21 protein-coding genes are annotated in these 17,841 nt (G+C 70.3%); 20 read left to right on the top strand and 1 reads right to left on the bottom strand.

The genetic code is table 11. The features are described 5' to 3' along the window. The first annotated feature begins 44 nt into the window (after positions 1-44). The 18 genes from proS (at position 45) to ACZ48Z_RS18565 (ending at position 14,717) form a co-directional block, all read left to right on the top strand. On the top strand, positions 45-1,460 hold the full coding sequence (proS, locus tag ACZ48Z_RS18650; protein WP_468736932.1) for a proline--tRNA ligase: 1,416 nt from the start codon (positions 45-47) through the stop codon (positions 1,458-1,460). A gap of 260 nt (positions 1,461-1,720) precedes the next feature. Continuing rightward, positions 1,721-2,323 (top strand): hypothetical protein, encoded by a 603-nt coding sequence (locus ACZ48Z_RS18645; protein WP_007384963.1) that lies wholly within the window; start codon positions 1,721-1,723, stop codon positions 2,321-2,323. Between the two features lie 254 nt (positions 2,324-2,577). Beyond that, the gene (gene rpsP, locus ACZ48Z_RS18640; RefSeq protein ID WP_328750830.1) at positions 2,578-2,997 is read left to right on the top strand and encodes a 30S ribosomal protein S16; all 420 of its coding nucleotides are present in this window, start codon (positions 2,578-2,580) and stop codon (positions 2,995-2,997) included. Between the two features lie 2 nt (positions 2,998-2,999). Beyond that, positions 3,000-3,239, top strand: coding sequence for an RNA-binding protein (locus ACZ48Z_RS18635; RefSeq protein WP_005479813.1), 240 nt, complete (start codon positions 3,000-3,002; stop codon positions 3,237-3,239). 82 nt (positions 3,240-3,321) lie between these two features. Next, on the top strand, positions 3,322-3,867 hold the full coding sequence (rimM, locus tag ACZ48Z_RS18630; RefSeq protein ID WP_468736931.1) for a ribosome maturation factor RimM: 546 nt from the start codon (positions 3,322-3,324) through the stop codon (positions 3,865-3,867). Continuing rightward, on the top strand, positions 3,864-4,697 hold the full coding sequence (gene trmD, locus ACZ48Z_RS18625) for a tRNA (guanosine(37)-N1)-methyltransferase TrmD (protein WP_468736930.1): 834 nt from the start codon (positions 3,864-3,866) through the stop codon (positions 4,695-4,697). The genes rimM and trmD overlap by 4 nt, the downstream gene beginning before the upstream one ends. A 134-nt stretch (positions 4,698-4,831) precedes the next feature. Next, the gene (gene rplS, locus ACZ48Z_RS18620) at positions 4,832-5,182 is read left to right on the top strand and encodes a 50S ribosomal protein L19 (RefSeq protein ID WP_020128707.1); all 351 of its coding nucleotides are present in this window, start codon (positions 4,832-4,834) and stop codon (positions 5,180-5,182) included. Positions 5,183-5,227: 45 nt separating this feature from the next. Further along, positions 5,228-5,935 carry a signal peptidase I gene (gene lepB / locus ACZ48Z_RS18615; protein ID WP_468736929.1) on the top strand — a complete coding sequence of 236 codons (708 nt, stop codon included), beginning with the start codon at positions 5,228-5,230 and terminating at the stop codon, positions 5,933-5,935. Then, a complete protein-coding gene (gene lepB, locus ACZ48Z_RS18610) occupies positions 5,928-7,025 on the top strand; it encodes a signal peptidase I (RefSeq protein ID WP_468736928.1) in 1,098 nt (365 codons plus the stop codon). Before lepB (ACZ48Z_RS18615) ends, lepB (ACZ48Z_RS18610) begins: the two co-directional genes overlap by 8 nt. Continuing rightward, the gene (lepB, locus tag ACZ48Z_RS18605) at positions 6,913-7,896 is read left to right on the top strand and encodes a signal peptidase I (RefSeq protein ID WP_468736927.1); all 984 of its coding nucleotides are present in this window, start codon (positions 6,913-6,915) and stop codon (positions 7,894-7,896) included. Before lepB (ACZ48Z_RS18610) ends, lepB (ACZ48Z_RS18605) begins: the two co-directional genes overlap by 113 nt. Before the next feature lie 117 nt (positions 7,897-8,013). Next, positions 8,014-8,790, top strand: a complete 777-nt coding sequence (gene lepB, locus ACZ48Z_RS18600; protein ID WP_468736926.1) for a signal peptidase I — start codon at positions 8,014-8,016, stop codon at positions 8,788-8,790. Beyond that, entirely contained in the window at positions 8,780-9,304 is a 525-nt protein-coding gene (locus tag ACZ48Z_RS18595) for an NUDIX hydrolase (RefSeq protein ID WP_468736925.1), read from the top strand. The genes lepB (ACZ48Z_RS18600) and ACZ48Z_RS18595 overlap by 11 nt, the downstream gene beginning before the upstream one ends. Positions 9,305-9,360: 56 nt before the next feature. After that, on the top strand, positions 9,361-9,669 hold the full coding sequence (locus ACZ48Z_RS18590) for a DUF2469 domain-containing protein (protein WP_003965949.1): 309 nt from the start codon (positions 9,361-9,363) through the stop codon (positions 9,667-9,669). Positions 9,670-9,823: 154 nt separating this feature from the next. Continuing rightward, positions 9,824-10,186, top strand: a complete 363-nt coding sequence (locus ACZ48Z_RS18585; RefSeq protein ID WP_468736924.1) for a YraN family protein — start codon at positions 9,824-9,826, stop codon at positions 10,184-10,186. 1 nt (position 10,187) lies between these two features. Further along, on the top strand, positions 10,188-11,813 hold the full coding sequence (locus ACZ48Z_RS18580) for a YifB family Mg chelatase-like AAA ATPase (protein ID WP_468736923.1): 1,626 nt from the start codon (positions 10,188-10,190) through the stop codon (positions 11,811-11,813). After that, entirely contained in the window at positions 11,810-12,967 is a 1,158-nt protein-coding gene (dprA, locus tag ACZ48Z_RS18575) for a DNA-processing protein DprA (RefSeq protein ID WP_468736922.1), read from the top strand. The genes ACZ48Z_RS18580 and dprA overlap by 4 nt, the downstream gene beginning before the upstream one ends. 244 nt (positions 12,968-13,211) lie before the next feature. Then, positions 13,212-14,054: an RNA polymerase sigma factor WhiG gene (whiG, locus tag ACZ48Z_RS18570; RefSeq protein ID WP_468736921.1), complete on the top strand. Its 843-nt coding sequence runs from the start codon at positions 13,212-13,214 to the stop codon at positions 14,052-14,054. Positions 14,055-14,159: 105 nt separating this feature from the next. Next, positions 14,160-14,717 (top strand): TetR/AcrR family transcriptional regulator, encoded by a 558-nt coding sequence (locus ACZ48Z_RS18565; protein ID WP_468737112.1) that lies wholly within the window; start codon positions 14,160-14,162, stop codon positions 14,715-14,717. A 299-nt stretch (positions 14,718-15,016) separates the two neighbouring features. Here ACZ48Z_RS18565 and ACZ48Z_RS18560 read toward each other — a convergent pair whose 3' ends face one another. Next, positions 15,017-15,589 (bottom strand): murein hydrolase activator EnvC family protein, encoded by a 573-nt coding sequence (locus ACZ48Z_RS18560; RefSeq protein ID WP_468736920.1) that lies wholly within the window; start codon positions 15,587-15,589, stop codon positions 15,017-15,019. A gap of 271 nt (positions 15,590-15,860) precedes the next feature. Here ACZ48Z_RS18560 and rpsB point away from each other — a divergent pair, with 271 nt between their 5' ends. Continuing rightward, positions 15,861-16,817 (top strand): 30S ribosomal protein S2, encoded by a 957-nt coding sequence (gene rpsB / locus ACZ48Z_RS18555; protein WP_468736919.1) that lies wholly within the window; start codon positions 15,861-15,863, stop codon positions 16,815-16,817. 182 nt (positions 16,818-16,999) lie between these two features. Beyond that, complete coding sequence (gene tsf, locus ACZ48Z_RS18550) at positions 17,000-17,836, top strand: translation elongation factor Ts (protein WP_468736918.1); 837 nt, start codon at positions 17,000-17,002, stop codon at positions 17,834-17,836. Positions 17,837-17,841 lie beyond the last annotated feature (5 nt).

The following is a 17,841-nucleotide window of genomic DNA, read 5'->3' as shown; positions in this document are numbered from 1 at the left end:
AAAAGAATTCACATGGCGGCAACGTGGGCCCGTAACATCACGCCATGGCGAAAGCACCTGTTCTCACACCCCGGGCGCACGACTTCCCGCGCTGGTACCAGGACCTGGTCAGCAAGGCCGAACTGGCCGACAACGGTCCGGTGCGCGGCACCATGGTCATCCGACCGTACGGGTACGGGCTGTGGGAGCGGATGCAGGCCGAGATGGACGCCCGCATCAAGGAGACGGGTACCCAGAACGCGTACTTCCCGCTGCTGATCCCCCAGTCGTACCTCACCCGTGAGGCCGACCACGTCGAGGGCTTCGCACCCGAACTCGCGGTGGTCACCCACGGCGGCGGCAAGGAACTCGAAGAGCCCGCCGTCGTCCGCCCCACCTCCGAGATGATCATCAACGACTACTTCTCGAAGTGGGTGCAGAGCTACCGCGACCTGCCCCTGCTGATCAACCAGTGGGCGAACGTGGTGCGTTGGGAGCTCAGGCCCCGGCTCTTCCTGCGGACGTCGGAGTTCCTGTGGCAGGAGGGCCACACCGCGCACGCCACCGAGGAGGACGCGCGCCTGTTCGCCTCACGCATCCACCGGCAGGTCTACGAGGACTTCATGACGAACATCCTCGCCATGGACGTCGTCCCCGGCCGCAAGACCGTCAAGGAGCGCTTCGCCGGGGCCATCAACACCCTGACGCTCGAAGGCATGATGGGCGACGGCAAGGCCCTCCAGATGGCCACCAGTCACGAACTGGGCCAGAACTTCGCCAGGGCCTTCAACACCTCGTACCTGTCGAAGGAGGGCACCCAGGAACTCGTCTGGCAGACCTCCTGGGGTTCGACCACCCGCATGATCGGCGCCCTCGTGATGATGCACGGCGACGACAACGGCCTCCGCGTCCCGCCGCGGCTGGCGCAGACGCAGGTGGTGGTTCTGGCCATCAAGGGCGACGAACCGGTTCTGGCCAAGGTCCGCGACATCGCCGCCCGGCTGACGGCGGCGGGCCTGCGTGTCCACGTCGACGACCGCACCGACACCCCCTTCGGCCGCCGCGCGGTCGACTGGGAGCTCAAGGGCGTACCGGCCCGCGTCGAGGTCGGGCCCCGTGACCTGGAGAACGGCACCGCGATGGTGGCGCGCCGGATTCCGGGAGGCAAGGAGGCGGTCGCCGTCGACGATCTCGTACGCCTGCTCCCCGCCGCCCTCGAGGAGGACCAGGCGCTGCTGCTGGCCCAGTCCCGCGAGCGCCGCGAGTCCCGTACGGCCGACGTGTCGACCTACGAGGAGGCCGTCGAGGTCGCCGTCGCCGGCGGCTGGGCACGGATCCCGTGGGCCACCCTCGGCACGGAAGGCGAGGCCAGACTGGCCGAGCACGCGGTGACCGTACGGTGTCTGGTCGCGGAGGACGGGTCGGTGCCGGGAACCGACGACGCCCCCGGTAACGTCGCAGTGGTCGCACGCTCTTACTGACGCAGCGCCCTCCGGCGCGAGAGCGACCGAAACGCCCCTTGCGCACCCGCCGATCCCAGCAGCACCGGCGCGTGGACGCGATCTACGCGCCGGGGCGTACCTCACACTACGCACCGGCTTGGTATGAGCTGTGAGGCTTCTCCGCAGATCAGCGCACCCGCCCTCGTCTCCACGCATCAGCGGCAACTGACGGGTACGTGCAAATTATTTGGGATGGCCCGGAATAGGAACACAGCGGCACTCTGGCTCGTTGTCATTACGTGAGCACGACACAGACACCACCTGTTCTCGCCGCAGAGCTGGCAGAGGCGTGGGCCGACATTCAGCGGTACCACCCCGAACTGCCGGACCTTGCCGCGCCAGAGTCCCTGATCGGGGAGTCGTCGTCCGCGTGCGGTCACGAGCTCTCCTTCGAGCGACTGCTTCACGAGGCAGTCCACGGCATCGCCGCCGCGCGAGGCATCCGCGACACCTCCCGCGCCGGCCGCTACCACAACCGCAGATTCCTCGCGATCGCCGAGGAGATGGGCCTGGACCACCCCGAGGAGCCGCATCCGAGCAGTGGCTTCTCGCTGGTCTCGCTCACCCCCGAGGCAAAGCGCCGCTACCGCCCGACCATCGAGCGGCTCCAGCGCGCCCTCAAGGCCCACACGGCGGCGACCTCCGCCGACACCGCCCGCTCCTTCCGGGGGCCGGCGGCCCGTCACGGCTCCTCCGGAGGCGGGGTCCGGGTCAAGGCCGTCTGCGACTGCGGCCGCAACGTACGAGTCGTCCCCTCCGTCCTGGCCCAGGCGCCGATCGTCTGCGGGGGCTGCGGGAAACCGTTCCGGATCCCCGAGATCGTGGGCGCGGCGGCGAGCTGAGGCCGCGGCTGCTCGTGGCAGTCGCGGCCCCTGCCCCGGGGCACCCGGAGCGCCGGGTGCCCTTCAGGCATGCGCGTACCCGGCCTCGGTCCGGAGGGAGCCGCAGGGTGTGGCACAATGGCTAGCTGTACTCGACAGCCGCACAGGAACCCTCTCGCCTCCGGCTGACGCGTCCATCGGGCACTCGGGTACCGCAACCCCACGCGGCAGTCTCGCCGTGCCCAACCACGTCAAAACCAGGAGAACCCACTCCCGTGGCAGTCAAGATCAAGCTGAAGCGTCTGGGCAAGATCCGTTCGCCTCACTACCGCATCGTCGTCGCCGACTCCCGCACCCGTCGTGACGGTCGTGCGATCGAGGAGATCGGCCTGTACCACCCGGTGCAGAACCCCTCGCGCATCGAGGTCGACACCGAGCGTGCGCAGTACTGGTTGGGTGTCGGCGCGCAGCCGACCGAGCCGGTTCTCGCCATCCTCAAGCTGACCGGCGACTGGCAGAAGTTCAAGGGCCTGCCCGCCCCGGCTCCGCTCCTCGTGGCCGCTCCGAAGGCCGCGCGCCCCGTGTTCGACGCCCTCGGCGGCGAGGACGAGGGCAAGGGTGAGGCCATCACCCAGAAGAAGAAGGCTGAGAAGAAGGACGAGGCTGCCGCCGAGTCCGAGTCGACCGAGGCCTGAGCATGCTCGAGGAGGCTCTCGAGCACCTCGTGAAGGGCATCGTCGACAACCCTGACGATGTGCAGGTCGCCTCGCGCGACCTGCGCCGCGGGCGGGTGCTGGAGGTCCGGGTCCACCCGGACGACCTCGGCAAGGTGATCGGCCGCAACGGCCGCACCGCACGCGCCCTGCGCACCGTCGTGGGCGCCATCGGCGGCCGTGGTGTCCGCGTCGACCTCGTCGACGTCGACCACGTCCGCTGAAGCACCGCAGCACCGGCTCGGGCCGGGGAGGGCCCACGGGCCGTCCCCGGCCCGTAGTCGTACCTACAGGAGATCAAGCACAGTGCAGCTGGTAGTCGCTCGCATCGGCCGCGCCCACGGCATCAAGGGCGAGGTCACCGTTGAGGTCCGCACCGACGAGCCGGAGCTGCGGCTCGGGCCCGGTGCCGTACTGCTCACGGACCCCGCCGCCACGGGCCCCCTCACCATCGAGACGGGCCGCGTCCACAGCGGCCGCCTCATCCTGCGCTTCGAGGGCGTGAAGGACCGCACCGGCGCCGAGGCGCTGCGCAACACCCTCCTGATCGCCGAGGTGGACCCGGAGGCGCTCCCCGAGGAGGAGGACGAGTACTACGACCACCAGCTGATGGACCTGGACGTGGTCACCGCGGACGGCGTCGAGGTCGGCCGGATCACCGAGATCTCGCACCTGCCCTCCCAGGACCTCTTCATCGTCGAGCGGCCCGACGGCAGCGAAGTGCTGATCCCCTTCGTGGAGGAGATCGTCAGCGAGATCGACCTGGAGGCGCAGCGGGCGGTCATCACGCCGCCGCCCGGGTTGATCGACGACCAGGCGGAGATCGCGTCGACCAAGGAAGACGGCGCATGAGGCTCGACGTCGTCACGATCTTCCCCGAGTACCTCGACCCCCTGAACGTCTCCCTCGTCGGCAAGGCACGCGCGCGTGGACAGCTGAACGTGCGGATCCACGACCTGCGCGCCTGGACGTACGACCGCCACAACACCGTCGACGACACCCCGTACGGCGGCGGCCCCGGCATGGTCATGAAGACCGGCCCCTGGGGCGAGGCGCTGGACTCGGCCCTCGCGGACGGATACGAGTCGGGCTCCCGTACGCCCGCCCTCGTCGTCCCCACCCCGAGCGGCCGCCCCTTCACCCAGGAACTCGCCGTCGAGCTCTCCGAGCGCCCCTGGCTGGTCTTCGCGCCCGCGCGCTACGAGGGCATCGACCGCCGGGTCATCGACGAGTACGCCACCAGGATGCCCGTGTACGAGGTGTCCATCGGCGACTACGTCCTCGCCGGCGGCGAGGCGGCCGTACTGGTGATCACGGAGGCGGTGGCCCGGCTGCTGCCCGGAGTCCTCGGCAACGCCGAGTCGCACCAGGATGACTCCTTCGCGCCCGGCGCCATGGCCAACCTCCTGGAGGGGCCCGTCTACACCAAGCCGCCCGAGTGGCGCGGCCGCGGCATCCCGGACGTGCTGCTCAGCGGGCACCACGGCAAGATCGCCCGCTGGCGCCGCGACGAGGCCCTCAGGCGTACGGCGGCCCACCGGCCCGACCTGATCGAACGCTGCGATCCCAAGGCCTTCGACAAGAAGGACCGCGAGATGCTCTCCATCCTGGGCTGGGCGCCGGACCCGGCGGGGGAGCCGTACGGCCGATTTTGGCGCAGGCCGGAAGGCGTGGAACAATAGGACGCTGTCGTGCGTCGTCCGGCGTGCGCCCCTGCCACAGGGGGACACGACGCCCGCCCCGACACGGACAGCATCCTCACGAAACACCTAACTACCGCCTATGACCTGTGGCATGGGTGAAGAAAGCAGCTGAAATGTCCCACCTGCTCGACTCCGTCGACGCCGCGTCGCTGCGCAGCGACGTCCCCGCGTTCCGCCCGGGTGACACCGTCAACGTCCACGTCCGCGTCATCGAGGGCAACCGCTCCCGTGTGCAGCAGTTCAAGGGCGTAGTCATCCGTCGCCAGGGCGCCGGTGTCCGTGAGACCTTCACGGTCCGCAAGGTCTCGTTCTCCGTCGGCGTCGAGCGCACCTTCCCGGTGCACACCCCGATCGTCGAGAAGATCGAGCTGGTCACCCGCGGTGACGTGCGTCGCGCCAAGCTGTACTACCTGCGCGAGCTCCGCGGCAAGGCCGCGAAGATCAAGGAGAAGCGCGACAACTGAGCGCCTCTCGGGCGTCACAGCGGGGCCGGATAGCATCTGGCTCCGATGGACACCGAAGCACAGCCGACGGAGCGCGACCGCTCCTCCCGCCCTGATCCAGGGACCGCGGAGGAACGGTCGCGTTTCGCGTTGCTACCCAGGTGGGTGTCGCGGATCACCGGGTGGCTGCCCGGCGGCTGGATCTCCCTGACCCTGTTGCTCTGCCTGGTCTTTCTTCTGCTCCTCAGTACGTTCGTGGTCAGACCTTTCCAGATTCCCAGCGGATCCATGGAAAACGGATTGAGGATCGGGGACCGCGTTCTCGTAAATAGGTTGGCGTACCGTTTCGGTGCCGATCCGCAGCGCGGTGATGTGGTGGTGTTCGACGGAACCGGGTATTTCGGGGACGGGGACTACGTCAAACGCGTTGTGGGTGTGGGGGGAGACCACGTGGTGTGCTGCGACGAGAAGGGGAGGATCGAGGTGAACGGCCGGTCGGTCGACGAGTCGGGCTTCCTGTACCCGGACGACAGTCCGTCCTCGGTGCCCTTCGACGTGGAGGTGCCCGACGGCGCCCTGTTCGTCCTCGGTGACCACCGCAGCATCTCCAGCGACTCCCGGGACCACCTGGGCTCACCTGGCGGCGGCATGATCCCCGTCGAGGACGTCCTCGGCCGGGCCGACTGGATCATCTGGCCCGCCGGCCACGCCACCCGCCTGCACCGTTCCGCCGCCTACGCGCGTGTGCCCGAGTCGGAGGGCGCGCATGGGTAACCGCGGACGACCGCGCGGTGTGACGAGCGACGCCGCGGACAATCCGCTGCCCACCGGCGTCCGGCGCTCCTCGACCCCCGGCGGCAGCGGGCGCTCCCGCGCGGAGCGGCGCAAACTCCAGCGCAAGGTCAAGCGGCGCCGACGGCGGGGTGCCGTCAAGGAGATACCCCTCCTCGTCGGCGTCGCGGTCCTCATAGCCCTCGTCCTCAAGACGTTCCTCGTCCAGGCGTTCGTGATCCCGTCCGGCTCCATGGAGCAGACGATCCGGATCGGCGACCGGGTCCTGGTCGACAAGTTCACCCCGTGGTTCGGCTCCGAGCCGCAGCGCGGGGACGTCGTCGTGTTCAAGGACCCCGGCGGCTGGCTCCAGGACGAGCAGACCACGACGAAGAAGAACGACCCCGTCGTCGTCAAGCAGGTGAAGGAAGGGCTCACCTTCATCGGCCTGCTGCCCTCCGACAATGAGAAGGACCTGATCAAACGGGTCGTCGGAGTCGGCGGCGACCGCGTCAAGTGCTGTGACACACAGGGGCGGGTGACCGTCAACGGCGTACCCCTGAGCGAGACCGACTACCTGTATCCCGGAAACGCCCCGTCCATTCAGCAGTTCGACATCACCGTCCCCCAGGGGCGGCTGTGGGTGATGGGCGACCACCGCGCCAACTCCGCGGACTCCCGCTTCCACCAGAACACCGACTACGGCGGAACCGTCTCCCTGGACTCCGTCGTGGGGCGGGCCATGGTCATCGCCTGGCCCTTCGGGCACTGGACCACGCTGAAAGAGCCGAAAACTTACTCTTCCATTGCCGACTCGGCAGCCGCGACGACCGCAGCCTCTCAGCCGTCGCTTAGGGTTGCACCCGACGATCCGAACGAAGCGATCCAACTCCCGAGCCCTGCGGAACTCCCGCTCGTTATGGGAGTGGTGGGCCTGCGCCGTACTTGGGGCAGGCGGCGGCACAGAGTAAGGAGTTGGCGTGGGGGATGTGGCGGTTGGCGCACGATCCGGGCACGACGGCGAGGAGCACCGCGGACGCCCCGTGGAAGCAGCCGACCCGGCCGCGGACAGCGCCGTGACCTCCGGGAGTGACTCCGGGGCGACCGAGGACGGTACAACGGCGGGAGAGGCTCCCAGGACGGACGAACAGGGGCCGGGCGGCACGGCACCCCGGGCGAAGAAGCAGCGCTCCTTCTGGAAGGAACTGCCCATCCTGATCGGCATCGCGCTCGTGTTGGCGCTGCTGATCAAGACGTTCCTGGTGCAGGCCTTCTCGATCCCGTCGGACTCGATGCAGAACACCCTCCAGCAGGGCGACCGCGTGCTGGTCGACAAGCTCACCCCGTGGTTCGGGTCCGAGCCCGAGCGCGGCGAGGTCGTCGTCTTCCACGACCCCGACAACTGGCTGGCGGGCGAGCCGACGGCGGACCCGAACGCCGTACAGACGTTCCTCTCCTGGATCGGCCTGATGCCGTCCGCCGAGGAGAAGGACCTCATCAAGCGCGTCATCGGCGTCGGCGGCGACACGGTCTCCTGCGAGGGCACCGGTCCGCTGAAGGTCAACGGACATGCGCTGAGCGAGTCGTCGTACGTCTACGCGGGCAACACCCCGTGCAGCCAGGACGACCAGGGTGGCCAGTTCACCGTGAAGGTCCCCAAGGGCTACATCTGGGTGATGGGCGACCACCGGCAGAACTCCCGCGACTCCCGGTACAACCAGTCGGACGCGCACCACGGCATGGTCCCGGTCAAGGACGTCGTCGGTCGCGCCGTCGTGAAGGCCTGGCCGATCAACCGCTGGGACACCCTGCCGAAGCCGGACACCTTCGACCAGGCCGGTATCAACGACCAGGCGTCGGCGTCCGCCGCCCTGAGCGTTGCGCCGCAGGGGATCGCCCTCGTCGGTGTGCTGCCGGTGGCGCTGTGGCGCCGCAGGAAGACCGCGGCGGAGCCCACCCGCTGATCGCAGCCGGGTCCCGCGGGATGCCACGCGACCTGGTGAAAGCTTTGCGGAGCTTGTCGTCACCGCCGGGCGGGAGGGGCTGACCCGCTCCGGTACCGCCCGGTAGGGTGCGGGTCCATGGGTGGCGAGAGCACTACACGTACGGCCCCGCACCGCGGTGGCACCAGCACGGGCCCGGTGGGCAGCCGGACCGGACAGCGACTGTCCGGCCTGGCCGTCGCACTGGGCATTGTGCTGTTCCTCGGGGGATTCGCCTGGGGAGCGGTGCTGTATCTGCCGTACACCGTGCCCACCGGCTCGATGACGCCCACCATCGACGCGGGCGACCGGGTCCTCGCGCAGCGCGTCGACAGCGACGAGATACGCCGGGGTGACGTCGTCGTCTTCACCGACGAGAACTGGGTGAGCAACGCCCCCGTGGTCAAGCGCGTCGTCGCGGTCGGCGGCGACACGGTCTCCTGCTGCACGGACGGGAAGCTGACCGTCAACGGCAAGAAGATCGACGAGACGTATCTCAAGGGCGGCGCGGTCGAGGACAAGTCCATCCCGACCGTGAAGGTGCCCAAGGACCGCCTCTTCCTGCTCGGCGACGAGCGCCAGGGCTCGCTCGACTCCTCCGCCCACCTCACCGACGCCGCCCAGGGCACCGTCGCCCGCTCGGCCGTGACCGCCCGCGTGGACGCCGTCGTCTGGCCCATGAAGGGCATGCTGGAGCGGCCCACCGGCTTCGAGCCGCTCGGCGCGATCTCCGCACCGGGTCCGCTGCGGATCATCGTCGCGTTGATCGTCGTCGGCGCGGTGCTGGTGCTGGGCGGCGGCGCGTACGGACCGCTCGCCAAGCTCCGCACCGGGCGGCGTCCCGCCGCCCGGACGGAGCCCGCCGGTGCCCGCTGAGGTGCCGGCCCCCTCCGAGCGCGCGTTCGACGGCGAGCTGCGCAAGGTGTCCCGGGTGGTGCTGCTCGACCCCGAGGACCGCATCCTGCTCCTGCACGGGCACGAACCGGACGATCCGGCCGACGACTGGTGGTTCACCCCCGGCGGCGGACTGGAGGGCGACGAGACCCGTGAAGAGGCCGCGCTGAGGGAACTCCTGGAGGAGACCGGCATCGCCGAGGTGGAGCTGGGGCCGGTGCTGTGGCGCCGGACGTGCTCCTTCCCGTTCGCGGGCCGCCGCTGGGACCAGGACGAGTGGTACTACCTGGCCCGTACGACGCAGACGGCCATCGAGGCGACGGCCCTCACCGAGCTGGAGCGGCGAAGTGTCGCCGGAGCGCGCTGGTGGACGTGTCAGGAACTGACCCGGGCACATGAGACGGTGTATCCGACCAGACTCGCCGAGCTGCTGCGCAGGCTGCTCGACGATGGTCCCCCGGCCGGACCCGTGACCCTCGACACCGAAATCGTCTAGGGGCTGACGGGGCTGACGCACAATGGTGGGATCGCACGGGTGAAGGGGAACATGCCATGAGCGCCGAGGACCTCGAGAAGTACGAGACCGAGATGGAGCTCAAGCTCTACCGGGAGTACCGCGATGTCGTCGGTCTGTTCAAATACGTGATCGAGACCGAACGGCGCTTCTACCTGACCAACGACTACGAGATGCAGGTGCACTCGGTCCAGGGTGAGGTGTTCTTCGAGGTGTCCATGGCGGATGCCTGGGTGTGGGACATGTATCGGCCGGCTCGCTTCGTGAAGCAGGTCCGGGTGTTGACGTTCAAGGACGTGAACATCGAGGAGCTGAACAAGAGCGATCTGGAGCTGCCGGGCGGGTGACCGGTGACGGGTACGGGTGTCCGGGTGGCGAGTGACGGGTGCTCACGTCGGCGCTCTTGTGGGTGACGGGGTTTTCCACAACCGGTGAGTAGTCCACCAAGATCAACTCGGTGGGCGGGACTGCGTGATCGTTGGCGCCGGAGGTGGTGCCGACATGAACGCACGCAGTGCACTCGGCAAGTACGGCGAGAGTCTGGCCGCGAGGCGGCTGACCGAGGCCGGGATGACGGTCCTGGAGCGCAACTGGCGCTGTGGCAGGACCGGCGAGATCGACATCGTGGCGCAGGACGGGGAGGTCCTGGTCGTCTGCGAGGTCAAGACACGCCGGGTGGGTGCCTTCGAGCACCCCATGGCCGCGGTGACCCCCGAGAAGGCGGAACGGCTGCGTTGCCTCGCCGCATGCTGGATCCAGGCCCACGGAGGGGCACCGCCGGGAGGCGTCCGCATCGACCTCGTGGGCGTGGTCCTGCCGCAGCGCGGCGCCCCCGTGGTCGAGCACGCGCGGGGGGTGGCCTGAGATGGGTTTCGCTCGCACGTGCTCGGTGGCCCTGGTGGGCGTCGAAGGAGTCGTGGTCGAGGTCCAGGCGGACCTGGAGCCGGGAGTCGCCGCGTTCACCCTGGTGGGGCTGCCCGACAAGAGCCTGACGGAGAGCCGCGACCGGGTCCGGGCGGCCGTCGTGAACTCGGGTGGTGAGTGGCCCCAGAAGAAGCTCACGGTGGGGCTCAGCCCGGCATCGGTACCGAAAGGCGGCTCGGGGTTCGACCTCGCCGTCGCGTGCGCCGTGCTCGGCGCCTCCGAGCGGATCGACCCGCGCGTGCTCGCCGACATCGTGATGATCGGGGAACTGGGCCTGGACGGCCGGGTACGCCCTGTCCGGGGCATCCTGCCGGCGGTGCTGGCCGCCGCCGACTCCGGCTACGAACAGGTCGTCGTGCCGGAGTGCGCCGCCGCCGAGGCCTCGCTGGTACCCGGCGTCTCCGTCCTCGGCGTGCGCAGTCTCCGGCAGCTGATCGCGGTACTCACGGACGAGCCGGTGCCCGACGAGGTACCACATGAGCCGGGCCGCCCCGATCCGCTGCTGGCCGGTCTGCGCGTGCCGGGCACCGGCGCCGCCACCGGGATGCACAGCGCCTCGGCCGCTCACCAGGACCACGGGCACGACCTGGCCGACGTCGTCGGTCAGCTCTCGGCGCGGACGGCGGTGGAGGTCGCGGCGGCCGGCGGCCATCACCTGTTCCTGGAGGGGCCGCCCGGCGCGGGCAAGACGATGCTCGCCGAGCGGCTGCCCGCGGTGCTGCCCCGGCTGGCCCGGGAGGAGTCCCTCGAGGTGACGGCGGTGCACTCGGTGGCGGGCCTGCTGCCGCCGGGCAAGCCCCTGATCGACGTCGCCCCCTACTGCGCCCCGCACCACTCGGCCACCATGCAGGCCCTCGTCGGCGGCGGAGCCGGTGTCGCCCGCCCCGGGGCCGTCTCGCTCTCACATCGAGGGGTCCTCTTTCTCGACGAGACACCCGAGTTCACCACCCGGGCCCTTGACGCGCTGCGGCAGCCGCTGGAGGCGGGGCACGTGGTGATCGCGCGCAGCGCGGGCGTCGTACGGTTCCCGGCGAAGTTCCTGATGGTGCTCGCCGCCAACCCGTGCCCCTGCGGTCGCTTCTCGCAGACCGACGACTTCTGCGAATGCCCGCCCTCGGCGATCCGCCGCTATCAGGCGAGGCTTTCCGGTCCGCTGCTCGACCGAGTCGACCTGCGGGTGCAGGTGGACCGCGTCACGCGCGACCAGCTCGCCCAGCGGGGCGCCCGGGGCGAGTCCACCCAGGTGGTCGCCGACCGGGTACGGGCCGCCAGGGAACGGGCGGCGACCCGCTTGGCCGGCACCCCGTGGCGGACCAACAGCGAAGTGCCCGGTCGCGAGCTGCGAAGCCGCTGGCACGCCGTGTCCGGGGCGATGGACGACGCCGAGCGCAGTCTGGAACGAGGCGCCCTGACCGCCCGCGGACTCGACCGTGTCCTACGGGTCGCCTGGACGGTCGCGGACCTCGTCGGACATGACCGTCCGGACGCGACGGACGTCGCCCTGGCGCTGCAACTGCGCACCGGGGTGCCGCGGGGCGTGCCCATGGCCCTCGGGGCACTGACGTGACCGGCGGCGGACCCGACGACGAGACGCTCGAGCGGGTCTTCCTCGCCCGGGTCGTCGAGCCCGGGGACGAGATCGGGGGACGGTGGGTCCGGGGGTGGGGCGTGCGGGAGGTCGCCTCACGGTTGCGGGGCGCCGGGGAACCGTTGCCGGGGGTGGGGGAGAAGCGGTGGGAAGGGCTGCGGGCCCGGGCGCGGGTGGCCGAGCCCGACCGGGATCTCGCCGCTGCGCACGCGGCCGGTGCGCGGTTCGTCGTTCCCGGAACCGCCGAGTGGCCGGGGCAGCTCGACGACCTCGGCGACGCCCGCCCGCTCGGGCTGTGGGTGCGTGGGCGGCCCAACCTGCGGATGTGGGCGCTCAGGTCGGTCGCCGTCGTGGGGGCCCGGGCCTGTACCGAGTACGGGGCCCACATGGCGGCCACCCTCGGCACCGGGTTGGCCGAACGCGGATGGGTCGTCGTGTCCGGCGGCGCCTACGGGGTCGACGGCGCCGCTCATCGTGGCGCCCTCGGTGCCGGCGGTGCCACCGTCGCCGTCCTGGCCTGCGGGGTCGACCGGCCCTACCCGCGCGGACACACCCAGTTGATCACCAGGATCGCGGAACAGGGCCTGGTGATCGGGGAGTTGCCGCCCGGCGACCATCCGACGCCCAGCAGATTCGTGTTGCGGAACAGGGTGATCGCCGCCCTCACCCGGGGGACCGTGGTCGTCGAGGCGGCCCACCGCAGCGGCTCGCTGGTCACCGCGCGGGCGGCTCAGCGGCTGGGACGTCACACGATGGGGGTACCCGGGCCGGCCACCAGCAGCCTCTCCGCCGGAGTGCACGAGCTGCTGCGCGACAACGCCACGCTCGTCACGGACGCCGCGGAAGTCGTCGAACTGGTCGGCGACATGGGCGAACTGGCGCCGGACCGGCGCGGACCGGTCCTGCCGCGCGATCTGCTGGACCCGGCGGCGCGAAGGGTCCTGGCCGCGCTGCCCGGGCGCCGGGAAGCGGACGTGGGCGAGATCGCCCGCGGTGCGCAGACGACGCAGGACGACGCGATCGCGAGACTGTACGAACTCCGTGCACTTGGTTACGTCGAACGACACGGCGACGGCTGGAAGTTGACACGCCAGGCGATGATCTCGGTCCGGGACGGCCGGAGCCCGTGCTGACCGAGCGTGTTCGGCCGTCCGGGGGAACCCCCGAAGCCCTTGGGAATTCCCGCAGTTGAAGTGCTCCGGTGATCACACAGGGCGACCACGGTGCCTCCGGGGAGCGGTCGGCGGAGCGTCTTCGCGCGGGGACCCCGCCACGCCCTTTGCGCACTGCGACACTTCAGTCACGCTACGCTCACGGGGATTCCGACGCAGTTCACATACATCGCGTACTTCACGGCAGAACGGCACAAGGCGACGAATGCCCCAGCACACTTCCGGGTCCGATCGGGCGGCGATCCCGCCAGCCGCCCGTGACGGTGGCAGCGTGCGACCGCCCGCTCCCTCGACCCTCGACGAGTTGTGGCGGTCGTACAAGGCGACGGGGGACGAGCGGCTGCGCGAGCAGCTGATCCTGCACTACTCACCGCTTGTGAAGTACGTCGCCGGGCGGGTGAGCGTCGGACTGCCGCCCAACGTCGAGCAGGCGGACTTCGTGTCCTCGGGGGTCTTCGGACTCATCGACGCGATCGAGAAGTTCGACATCGACCGGGAGATCAAGTTCGAGACGTACGCGATCACCCGGATCCGGGGCGCGATGATCGACGAACTGCGGGCGCTGGACTGGATCCCGCGGTCCGTGCGACAGAAGGCCCGCAACGTCGAGCGGGCCTACGCGACCCTGGAGGCGCGGCTGCGGCGGACGCCCTCCGAGGCCGAGGTCGCCGGCGAGCTCGGCATCGCGGTGGACGATCTCCACGCGGTGTTCAGCCAGTTGTCGCTGGCCAACGTGGTGGCGCTGGAGGAGTTGCTGCATGTCGGCGGCGAGGGCGGCGACCGGCTCAGCCTCATGGACACGCTGGAGGACACCGCCGCGGACAACCCCGTGGAGGTCGCCGAGGACCGGGAGCTCAGACGGTTCCTGGCGCGGGCCATCAACACGCTGCCCGAGCGGGAGAAGACCGTCGTGACCCTGTACTACTACGAGGGGCTCACGCTCATGGAGATCGGGAACGTGCTGGGGGTGACCGAGAGCCGGGTCAGCCAGATCCACACCAAGTCCGTGCTCCAGTTGCGGGCGAAGCTGGCCAGTTTCGGCCGCTGACCCGGCCGGGCGACCCCGCGGCGCGGGCCGGCGGGGTGGAGTACCTCCCGTCGGGAGTGGCGCGTCCGTACAGTGGTTGACGTGCCAAGGATTCGAGCGGCCTCGGTGGCCGAGCACCGGACGATGCAACGAGCCGCCCTGCTGGACGCGGCCCGGTCTTTGCTGTCCGAGGGCGGGACGGAGGCGCTGACCTTCCCCGCTCTCGCCGAGCGGACGGGGCTCGCGCGCTCTTCCGTGTACGAGTACTTCCGCTCGCGCGCCGCCGTGGTCGAGGAGCTGTGCGAGGTCGACTTCCCGGTATGGGTCGCGGAGGTCTCGGTGGCGATGGCCGCGGCGCAGGACGCGGAGGCCAAGGTCGAGGCCTATGTGCGGCGGCAGCTCGCGCTCGTCGGGGACCGGCGGCACCGCGCTGTCGTCGCGATCTCCGCGAGTGAGCTGGACGCGGGGGCCCGGGAGAAGATCCGGGCGGCGCACGGCGGTCTGGTGGCGATGATCGTCGAGGCGCTCGGTGAGATGGGGCACGAGCAGCCCCGGCTGGCGGCGATGCTGGTGCAGGGGGTCGTGGACGCGGCTGTGCGCAGGATCGAGCTCGGGGCCGCGGAGGAGCCCTCGGTGATCACCGAGGCGGCGGTTTCCATGGCGCTGAGGGGCGTCCGGGGCTGAGGCCTGGGCGGGTTTCGCGGTACTGCTCCGCTGACGTAGGTCGGCAACGCATCGCACCCGGTACGGTCGCCGGCCGTCGGGGGCGGGGGCCGCTTCGGCGGACTGGAGTCGCCGGGGGTCGGTCGCCTTTCCTGTGGCGGGAGCTACCCCCGTGGGCCGGGAGCCGCCCCGTGGTGGGGGTCATCCCTGTCGGCCGGGAGTTGTCCCTACGGCCGGGAGCCACCCCCGCGGGCCCGGAGTCACCCTCGTGGCCGGCGCCTCCCATGGGCCCGGGGCCACCCCGCCGCGCCGTTCCACGGTCAAGGCAGGGGGACGTCGAGTACGGGCAGGAGTCTCGACGGGCCTCTGCGCAGCAGCCACGGCGGGAGCAGGGACAGTGGGTCCAGGTAGGTCTCGCCCCGCCGCAGGCCCCAGTGCACGCACGTGGTCGTGCAGTGGGAGCCCGAAGGTTCCACCGTTCCCACCACCTCGCCCGCCTCCACCTCGTCGCCCTTCTCGACCGACGGCCGCACCGGTTCGTACGTCGTCCGGAGATCTGTTCCCGTCAGTTCCACGGACACCACGCCCTTGCCCGCCACCCGGCCCGCGAAGGACACCCGGCCCGGTGCCACCGCGCGCACCGGGGTCCCGGACGGGGCTGCCAGGTCCACACCGCGATGGCCGCGGCCGTACACCGTCGCCGGGGGTTCCCAGCCGCGGAGGACCGCCGGGCGGGCGCCCACGGGCCAGGTCCGGGCGATCGCCGGCACCGATGTGTCCGTGGACGTCGGGGCCAGGGGGAGGGGGCGGGGCGTGGGTGTCGGCAGCGTCAGGATCAGCAGGAACAGCAGGAATCCCAGGGCCGGCCACGTACCGCGTCGCTTCGCTCGCATGCCGGTACCGTCCCGCACCCGCCCCGGTCGTGACCGGGACCTGTGGACCACCGTCCGGTTGTGGACAACGGCGTCACCCGGTACCCCGCGGGTCCCGTACACTTCTTCTGGCGATCCGGGTCACCGGTTCGACTTCGCACGCCCCGACACGCGGCCGGCAACGGTCCCTAGTCAGCGCCCCTCGGTCCTTCGTGGCACGGCGCATGCGGGCGTCAGGCGCGGGAGCCGTCCGGTTCCCGCGGCACAACCGAGAAACTCAAGGAGAACGGCCATGGCCGTCGTCACGATGCGGGAGCTGCTGGAAAGCGGCGTCCACTTCGGTCACCAGACCCGTCGCTGGAACCCGAAGATGAAGCGCTTCATCTTCACCGAGCGCAACGGCATCTACATCATCGACCTGCTCCAGTCGCTGTCGTACATCGACCGCGCCTACGAGTTCGTCAAGGAGACCGTCGCCCACGGCGGCACGGTCATGTTCGTCGGCACGAAGAAGCAGGCGCAGGAGGCCATCGCCGAGCAGGCCACCCGCGTCGGCATGCCCTTCGTCAACCAGCGCTGGCTGGGCGGCATGCTCACCAACTTCTCGACCGTCTACAAGCGTCTGCAGCGCCTCAAGGAGCTCGAGCAGATCGACTTCGAGGACGTCGCGGCGTCGGGTCTCACCAAGAAGGAGCTTCTCGTGCTCTCGCGCGAGAAGGCCAAGCTGGAGAAGACCCTCGGCGGTATCCGCGAGATGTCCAAGGTCCCCAGCGCCGTCTGGATCGTGGACACCAAGAAGGAGCACATCGCGGTCGGTGAGGCCCGGAAGCTCAACATCCCGGTCGTCGCCATCCTCGACACCAACTGCGACCCCGACGAGGTCGACTACAAGATCCCGGGCAACGACGACGCGATCCGCTCCGTCACCCTGCTCACCCGTGTGATCGCCGACGCGGTCGCCGAGGGCCTCATCTCCCGCTCCCGTGTCGCCACCGAGGGCAAGGGCGACAAGGCTGCGGGCGAGCCGCTGGCCGCGTGGGAGCGCGACCTGCTCGAGGGTGGCGAGAAGAAGGCCGAGGAGGCCCCCGCCGCGGAGGCTGCCGAAGCCCCCGCTGCTGAGGCTCCGGCCGACGAGGCCCCCGCCGCCGAGGCCACCGAGGCTCCGGCCGCCGAGGCCGAGGTCACCGAGGCACCCGCCGCCGAGGCCGAGGTCACCGAGGCTCCGGCCGCGGACGCCGAGCAGGCCTGACCCGTCAGCGTCAGGGGTGACGGCGGGAGCGATACGGCATCCGACAGCGCCATCGGCGCGGTCAAGTCCGCTCCCGCCGTTCACCCGTAGGTCAGCGGAGAGTCGGCGGCCCCTGGCTGTATGGGGGCCGCAGACCCCGCAGATCTTCGATCTTCCAGACTTCGAGAAAGATTCACAGACTCATGGCGAACTACACCGCCGGCGACGTCAAGAAGCTCCGTGAGCTCACGGGCGCCGGAATGATGGACTGCAAGAAGGCGCTGGACGAGGCCGAGGGCGACGTCGACAAGGCCGTAGAGGCGCTCCGGATCAAGGGCCAGAAGGGCGTCGCCAAGCGCGAGGGCCGCTCCGCCGAGAACGGCGCCGTGGTCTCGATCATCGCTGACGACAACTCCTCCGGCGTCCTCGTCGAGCTGAAGTGCGAGACGGACTTCGTCGCCAAGGGCGAGAAGTTCCAGGCCGTCGCGGGCGCGATCGCCGAGCACGTCGCCAAGACCTCCCCGGCCGACCTGCAGGCCCTGCTCGCCTCCGAGATCGAGGCCGGCAAGACCGTTCAGGCGTACGTCGACGAGGCCAACGCCAACCTCGGCGAGAAGATCGTCCTGGACCGCTTCGTGCAGTTCGGTGACGGCTTCGTGACCGCGTACATGCACCGCACGATGCCCGACCTGCCCCCGCAGATCGGTGTCCTCGTCGAGCTGGACAAGCCGAACGCCGAGGTCGCCCGCGGTGTCGCCCAGCACATCGCCGCCTTCGCGCCGAAGTACCTCTCCAAGGAGGACGTGCCGGCCGAGGTCGTCGAGACCGAGCGCCGCGTCGCCGAGGAGACCACCCGCGCCGAGGGCAAGCCCGAGGCCGCCCTGCCGAAGATCGTCGAGGGTCGCCTCAACGGATTCTTCAAGGACGCCACGCTGCTGGGCCAGCCGTACGCGCTCGACAACAAGAAGTCGGTCCAGAAGGTTCTGGACGAGGCCGGTGTCACCCTGAAGCGCTTCACGCGTATCAAGGTCGGCATCTGAGTCCG

It is taken from the genome of Streptomyces sp. NPDC031225, from assembly GCF_055570355.1.
This window is presented reverse-complemented; position numbering and strand designations above follow the sequence as displayed.

Bases quoted from the DNA above. Each gene is read 5' to 3' on its own strand.
- proS (WP_468736932.1), top strand. From the start codon at position 45: ATGGCGAAAGCACCTGTTCTCACACCCCGGGCGCACGACTTCCCGCGC.
- ACZ48Z_RS18635 (WP_005479813.1), top strand. From the start codon at position 3,000: ATGCTCGAGGAGGCTCTCGAGCACCTCGTGAAGGGCATCGTCGACAAC.
- trmD (WP_468736930.1), top strand. From the start codon at position 3,864: ATGAGGCTCGACGTCGTCACGATCTTCCCCGAGTACCTCGACCCCCTG.
- rplS (WP_020128707.1), top strand. From the start codon at position 4,832: ATGTCCCACCTGCTCGACTCCGTCGACGCCGCGTCGCTGCGCAGCGAC.
- lepB (WP_468736929.1), top strand. From the start codon at position 5,228: ATGGACACCGAAGCACAGCCGACGGAGCGCGACCGCTCCTCCCGCCCT.
- lepB (WP_468736928.1), top strand. From the start codon at position 5,928: ATGGGTAACCGCGGACGACCGCGCGGTGTGACGAGCGACGCCGCGGAC.
- lepB (WP_468736926.1), top strand. From the start codon at position 8,014: ATGGGTGGCGAGAGCACTACACGTACGGCCCCGCACCGCGGTGGCACC.
- ACZ48Z_RS18590 (WP_003965949.1), top strand. From the start codon at position 9,361: ATGAGCGCCGAGGACCTCGAGAAGTACGAGACCGAGATGGAGCTCAAG.
- ACZ48Z_RS18585 (WP_468736924.1), top strand. From the start codon at position 9,824: ATGAACGCACGCAGTGCACTCGGCAAGTACGGCGAGAGTCTGGCCGCG.
- ACZ48Z_RS18580 (WP_468736923.1), top strand. From the start codon at position 10,188: ATGGGTTTCGCTCGCACGTGCTCGGTGGCCCTGGTGGGCGTCGAAGGA.
- whiG (WP_468736921.1), top strand. From the start codon at position 13,212: ATGCCCCAGCACACTTCCGGGTCCGATCGGGCGGCGATCCCGCCAGCC.
- ACZ48Z_RS18560 (WP_468736920.1), bottom strand. From the start codon at position 15,589: ATGCGAGCGAAGCGACGCGGTACGTGGCCGGCCCTGGGATTCCTGCTG.
- rpsB (WP_468736919.1), top strand. From the start codon at position 15,861: ATGGCCGTCGTCACGATGCGGGAGCTGCTGGAAAGCGGCGTCCACTTC.
- tsf (WP_468736918.1), top strand. From the start codon at position 17,000: ATGGCGAACTACACCGCCGGCGACGTCAAGAAGCTCCGTGAGCTCACG.